Origin of the sequence: Streptomyces swartbergensis (assembly GCF_002148965.1) — a bacterium.
GTDB lineage: Bacteria > Actinomycetota > Actinomycetes > Streptomycetales > Streptomycetaceae > Streptomyces > Streptomyces swartbergensis.
This window is the reverse complement of record NZ_NGFN01000467.1, coordinates 1-5546: the sequence shown is the minus strand read 5'-3', so window position 1 is coordinate 5546 and position 5546 is coordinate 1. Positions and strand designations below refer to the sequence as shown.

Here is a 5546-nt window from a genome sequence, read left to right as displayed (position 1 = left end):
GACATGAGCACGTGATCAGTCGACGTACTGCTTGAGCTCCTCGGTGTCGAGCTCGATGCCGACGGGGTCGGGGATGGTGACCTTGCCGCCCAAGAGGATCAGCCGGACGAGTCACTACCCGACCTCTACAGCCAGCCCCTCCAGCCCCCTGATCACGAAGTTCGGTTTCCTCTCCGGCTCGGCGGCCAGTCGCAGGGTCGGCGCCCTCTCCAGCAGCGCCCCCATCGAGGCGGCCAGTTCGATGCGGGCCAGGGGTGCGCCGATGCAGTAGTGGATGCCGGCGCTGAAGGAGATGTGGGGGTTGTCCGGGCGGGTCAGGTCGAGGGCGGACGGGTTCTCGAACACCGTCGGGTCGTGGTTGGCGGAGCCGAAGAGCAGGGCGACCTCCGCGCCGCGCGGGATCGTCGTGCCGGCGAGTTCGATTTCGTCCAGGACCCAGCGCTCGAAGAGCTGGAGCGGGGTGTCGTAGCGCATCAGTTCCTCGACGGCGGAGGGGATGAGCGTGTGGTCCGCGCGCAGCCGCTCCAGCTGGGCCGGGTTGCGGAACAGGGCGTACCAGCCGTTGACCGTGGCGTTCACCGTGGCCTCGTGGCCGGCGTTGAGGAGGAGGACCGCCGTCGAGATCATCTCCTGCTCGGTGAGGCGGTCGCCCTCGTCGTGGGCCGCGATCAGGCCCGAGACGAGGTCCTCGCCCGGCTCCTTGCGGCGGGCCGCGATCAGCTCGCGCAGGTAGTCGGAGAACTCCACCGACGCCCTGACCGCCTTCGCCGCCGTCTCCTCGGACGGGTTCAGCTCGTACATCCCGCAGATGTCCGCCGACCACGGGCGCAGCGGGGCCCGGTCGGACTCCGGGATGCCCAGCATCTCGGCGATCACCGCCACCGGGAGGGGTTCGGCGACGTCCTTCAGCAGGTCGCCGCCGCCCGCTTCGGCCAGGGCCGAGGCGAGTTCGTCCGCCAGGCCCCGCACGTACGGCTTCAGCCGCTCCACCGTGCGCGGTGTGAACGCCTTCGACACCAGGCGCCGGATCCGGGTGTGGTCCGGCGGCTCCAGGTCGAGCATCCCGTGGTCGTTGAGCGTGTGGAAGGGCTCCTGCTCGGGCGGGGGCGCCGTGCGGCCGAACTCCTCGTGCGTGAACCGGTGCTGGTACGTCCGGCCCAGGCGCCGGTCCCGCAGCAGCGCCGAGACGTCCGCGTGGTGCGGGACGAGCCACTGGTTCGTGGGCTCGTAGTAGTGCACGCGGCCCCGGGCACGCAGTTCGGCGTAGGCGGGGTACGGGTCGGCGAGGAACGCCGGGTCCCATGGGTCGAACGCGAGGTCGGAAGCAGCTGCCATGGACGGACGCTAGCCCCACATCCCCCTGTCTGACCAGGGGCGGAGTGCGGCGTCGCCGGGGTGCCGTGTGACCAAGATCGTTGAGTCCGGCCCGTCGCCCCCCGGCTAGCCGGGCGTCACCAGCCGCGCCTCGTACGCGAACACCGCCGCCTGCGTCCGGTCCCTGAGCCCCAGCTTCACCAGGATCCGGCTGACATGCGTCTTGATCGTCGACTCGGCGACCACCAGCCGCTCCGCGATCTCCGCGTTCGACAGGCCCTGCGCGATGAGGACCAGCACCTCCGTCTCCCGGTCGGTGAGGTCGCCGTACGCCGCCTGCGCCGAGGGCATGAGGCGCGGGGTCTCGGAGAGCTTGGAGAACTCGGTGATCAGGCGCCTGGTCACCGAGGGGGCGAGGAGGGCCTCACCGGATGCCACGACCCGCACGCCGTCGGCGAGCTGGCGGGCCGAGGCGTCCTTGAGGAGGAACCCGGAGGCTCCCGCGCGCAGCGCCTGGTAGACGTACTCGTCGAGGTCGAAGGTGGTGAGCACCAGCACCTTCGCCGCGCCGTCGGCGGCCACGATCTCGCGGGTCGCCTCGATGCCGTTCAGCTCGGGCATGCGGATGTCCATCAGCACGACGTCCGGGGCGAGCTCGCGGACCTTCGCGACGGCCTCCCGGCCGTTCACCGCCTCGCCGGCGACCTCGATGTCCGGCATCGCGTTCAGCAGGACCGAGAAGCCCTCGCGCACCATCATCTGGTCGTCCGCGATCAGCACGCGAATCGTCATGCGTCGTCCTCGTCCGGCAGGGCGACCGGCAGGAACACCGCCACCTCGTAACCTCCGTCGTCCGTGCCGCCCGCCGTCATCTCGCCGTTCAGCATCGTCACGCGCTCCCGCATGCCCGTGATGCCGTGCCCGGCGCCCGGCGAGGGCTTGATCAGGCCGGGGTTCGGCGGCGGGCCGTTGACTATGCGCAGGCCCAGGCCGCCGAGAACGTACCCGATCTCGACCCGGGCGCTCGCACCGGGCGCGTGCCGCAGGGTGTTGCTCAGGGCCTCCTGCACGATCCGGTACGCCGACAGCTCCACGCCCTGCGGCAGCTCGCGCACCGCGCCGGTCACCACCTTCTCGACACCCAGTCCGGCCTCCCGCACATTGGCCAGCAGCCCTTCCAGGTCGGCGAGCGTGGGCTGCGGGGCGTCCGGGGCCTCGTAGTCCTCGGCGCGGACGACGCCCAGGACGCGGCGCAGCTCGGTCAGGGCCGCCACCGCGTTCTCCCGGATCGTGGCGAAGGCCTTCTCCAGCTCCGGCGGCGGGTTCTCCACCCGGTAGGGCGCGGCCTCCGCCTGGATGGCGACCACCGACATGTGATGGGCGACCACGTCGTGCAGCTCGCGGGCGATCGTCGTGCGCTCCTCCAGCAGGGTGCGACGCGAGCGCTCGTGCGCGGTGACCGTCTGCTGGGCGGTGACCTCCTGCTCCGCGTGGCGGCGGATGTGCCAGACGGTGACGGCGAGGAGGACGAACGCGGAGACGACCAGCATGGGGCCGATGTTGGTGCCGTGGCGGTCCGATCCGAAGAGTGTGTCCGCGAGGATGCCGTACACCGCCGTCAGCGCCCACATCCAGGCGGCCGTGCGCGGCCTGGTGCGCACCGCCACGACCGTCAGCACCGTCAGGTGACAGACGAAGCTGCCCGGCAGCCAGGGCCAGTCGCCCCACGGGTCGCCGAACGGGAGGGCGAGCGGGGTGGCCGCCATGGACACCCAGAACGCGCCGACCGGCCGGGCCAGGGTCAGCAGGACCGGGACCGCGGCGAGCAGGCCGAGCACCAGGGCCAGGCCCTGGTCGACCGTGGCGATGAACAGGGCGATCAGGGCGGCCGCGCAGATCACCGCGTGCGGTGTCCAGGCCGCGAAGTCCCGCAGGCGGCCGGGCAGCCTCCTGGTCAGGGGGCCGTCGACGCGCATGCGCGGCAGCAGGCGGTAGGCGAAGGCGTCATGGATGAGGTCCTGCCGCAGCCCGCGCAGGGCGTCCACGGCCAGCCGGTACTCCGGGCTGCGTGGCTTGACCCCGCCCCCCGGCGGCATGGTCTGCGAGTGAGTCGTCTCGGTCACGTACAGAACGGTATGCGCCGCCCGGGTCGCGGTCGTCCCCAGTGAGAGGGGTTCCGCAGCGTCCCTCTCAGGTACTACGGGGGCCCCGGAGCCGGGCTTCAGTACCCCGACGGACGGACCAGCCCCGACTCGTACGCGAACACCGCCGCCTGTGTCCGGTCCCTCAGACCCAGCTTCACCAAGATCCGGCCCACGTGGGTCTTCACCGTCTGCTCGGCGACGAACAGGTGCCTGGAGATCTCCGCGTTCGACAGGCCCTGCGCGATCAGGGCTAGCACCTCCGTCTCACGCTCGGTCAGGTCACCGATCCGTTCCTTGAGCGGGGCGCGGGGACGGTCGTCCAGCCGGGAGAACTCGGCGATCAGCTTGCGGGTGATGACCGGGGCGAGCAGCGCGTCACCGGCCGCGATCACCCGGACCGCCTCGGCGAGCTGCTCCGACGACGCGTCCTTCAGCAGGAACCCGGAGGCTCCGGCGCGCAGCGCGTCGTACACGTACTCGTCGAGGTCGAAGGTGGTGAGCACCAGCACCCTGATGTCCGGGTTCGCGGTGGTGATGCGCTCGGTGGCCTCGATGCCGCCGATCCCGGGCATGCGGATGTCCATGAGGACGACGTCCGGGGCGGTCTCGGCGGCCTTCGCGACACCGCCCTCCCCGTCCTTCGCCTCGCCGACGACCTCTATGTCGGGCTGGGTGCCGAGCAGCACGGTGAAGCCCTGCCGGACCATCGCCTGGTCGTCGACGATGAGAACCCGGATGGGTCGGCCGGAGCTGCTCGTCATGGGGTCCCTCCCCGGGGATCGGTGGTGTTCTCGGTGGAGCGGGCGGTGCCCGGGGCGTCGGCGGGCGGGGTGTCCGGGAGGAACGCGGTGACCTTGAAGCCGTCCCAGTGCCACGGGTGCGCCGTCATGGTGCCGCCGAGCATCGCGACCCGCTCCCGCATGCCGAGCAGTCCGTGCCCCGCTCCCGTCGACGGTGGCGGGGGCCTGGTCGGGCGGCCGTTGACGATCTCCACTTCCAGGCCGTCCGGCTCGTAGGTGAGACGGACCGTGATCCTCGCGCCGGGCGCGTGCCGCAGGGCGTTGCTCAGCGCCTCCTGCACGATCCGGTACGCCGACAGCTCCACGCCGGGCGGCAGCGGCCGCCGCTCGCCGTTGATCTCGGTGATGACCTCGCGGCCGGCGGCCCGGGTGTTCTCCACCAGCGCGTCGAGCCGGTCGAGGGTGGGCTGCGGGGCGTGGCCGGCGGTGTCGCCGTCCGGGCCGGCGGGCTCCCCCGGCTCGGGGTGCTCCGAGCGCAGCACGCCCAGCACGCGGCGCAGCTCGGTCAGCGCCTCCAGGGCGTTCTGCCGGATGCCGGCGAGGTTCTCCTTGAGCTCGTCGGGTGGGTTCTCCACCAGGTGCGGGGCGACCTGCGCCTGGATGGAGATGACCGACATGTGGTGGGCCACCACGTCGTGCAGCTCCCGCGCGATACGGCTGCGCTCCTCCAGCAGGGTGCGCCGGGTGCGCTCCTCGGCGGTGAGCGTGGTCTGCTCGACGAGCTGCGCGCGGGCCTCGCGGCGGCCGCGCAGGGCGGTGCCGACGACCACGACGACGGCGAACAGGGTGACCGCCAGCACCCCGGTGGGCTGATAGTCGGCAGCGCCCAGCAATCCCTGGACGACGTAGGTGAGGAGCACGGTCAGCGCGAGCGCCTCGACGGACACCCGGGTACGCACCCGCAGGGCGAGCAGCAGCAGCACCGCCATGTGTTCGATGATCCCCGCCGACGTCCAGGGCCAAGGAAAGTCGTGGGCGCCACCTGCCAGCAGGTGGCGGCGTACCTCAAGGGCGCCCAGCACCATGGCCACCATCGAGAGCCACCACGCCGGGACGGGCCGCCACAGCGCGAGCAGCACGGCACCGCCCTGTGCCAGCCCGAGCAGGAAGGCGATCTGCGGGCCCACCCCTCCGTGGTCGCCGAGCTGCGCCACCGCGCCGAGGGTGACCCCGAACGCAACCAGGCACAGCAAGCCGTGCGGCAGCCAGCGCAGCCAAGTGGACGGCGGCAGCGAGTCAACCCGGGCAGTCCACAGGTCCTCGCGCAGCACCCCCAGCCAGCMCCCGA

The 5546-nt window shown here is 72.0% G+C and carries 5 protein-coding genes; all 5 read right to left on the bottom strand.

Annotation, left to right across the window (positions count from 1 at the left end; translation table 11 throughout):
• Positions 1-114 precede the first annotated feature (114 nt).
• The gene (locus CA983_RS40055) at positions 115-1335 is read right to left on the bottom strand and encodes a cytochrome P450 (RefSeq protein WP_086605604.1); all 1221 of its coding nucleotides are present in this window, start codon (positions 1333-1335) and stop codon (positions 115-117) included.
• A gap of 105 nt (positions 1336-1440) precedes the next feature.
• Positions 1441-2106, bottom strand: coding sequence for a response regulator (locus CA983_RS40050; protein ID WP_086605603.1), 666 nt, complete (start codon positions 2104-2106; stop codon positions 1441-1443).
• Positions 2103-3437, bottom strand: a complete 1335-nt coding sequence (locus CA983_RS40045; RefSeq protein WP_425276505.1) for a sensor histidine kinase — start codon at positions 3435-3437, stop codon at positions 2103-2105. Before CA983_RS40045 ends, CA983_RS40050 begins: the two co-directional genes overlap by 4 nt.
• Before the next feature lie 98 nt (positions 3438-3535).
• Positions 3536-4219, bottom strand: a complete 684-nt coding sequence (locus CA983_RS40040) for a response regulator (protein ID WP_086605602.1) — start codon at positions 4217-4219, stop codon at positions 3536-3538.
• A complete protein-coding gene (locus CA983_RS40035; protein WP_107500337.1) occupies positions 4216-5535 on the bottom strand; it encodes a sensor histidine kinase in 1320 nt (439 codons plus the stop codon). The genes CA983_RS40040 and CA983_RS40035 overlap by 4 nt, the downstream gene beginning before the upstream one ends.
• Between the last annotated feature and the right edge of the window lie 11 nt (positions 5536-5546).

Excerpts from the sequence above, each read along its gene's own strand:
- CA983_RS40055 (WP_086605604.1), bottom strand. The coding sequence starts at position 1,335 with ATGGCAGCTGCTTCCGACCTCGCGTTCGACCCATGGGACCCGGCGTTC.
- CA983_RS40050 (WP_086605603.1), bottom strand. The coding sequence starts at position 2,106 with ATGACGATTCGCGTGCTGATCGCGGACGACCAGATGATGGTGCGCGAG.
- CA983_RS40040 (WP_086605602.1), bottom strand. The coding sequence starts at position 4,219 with ATGACGAGCAGCTCCGGCCGACCCATCCGGGTTCTCATCGTCGACGAC.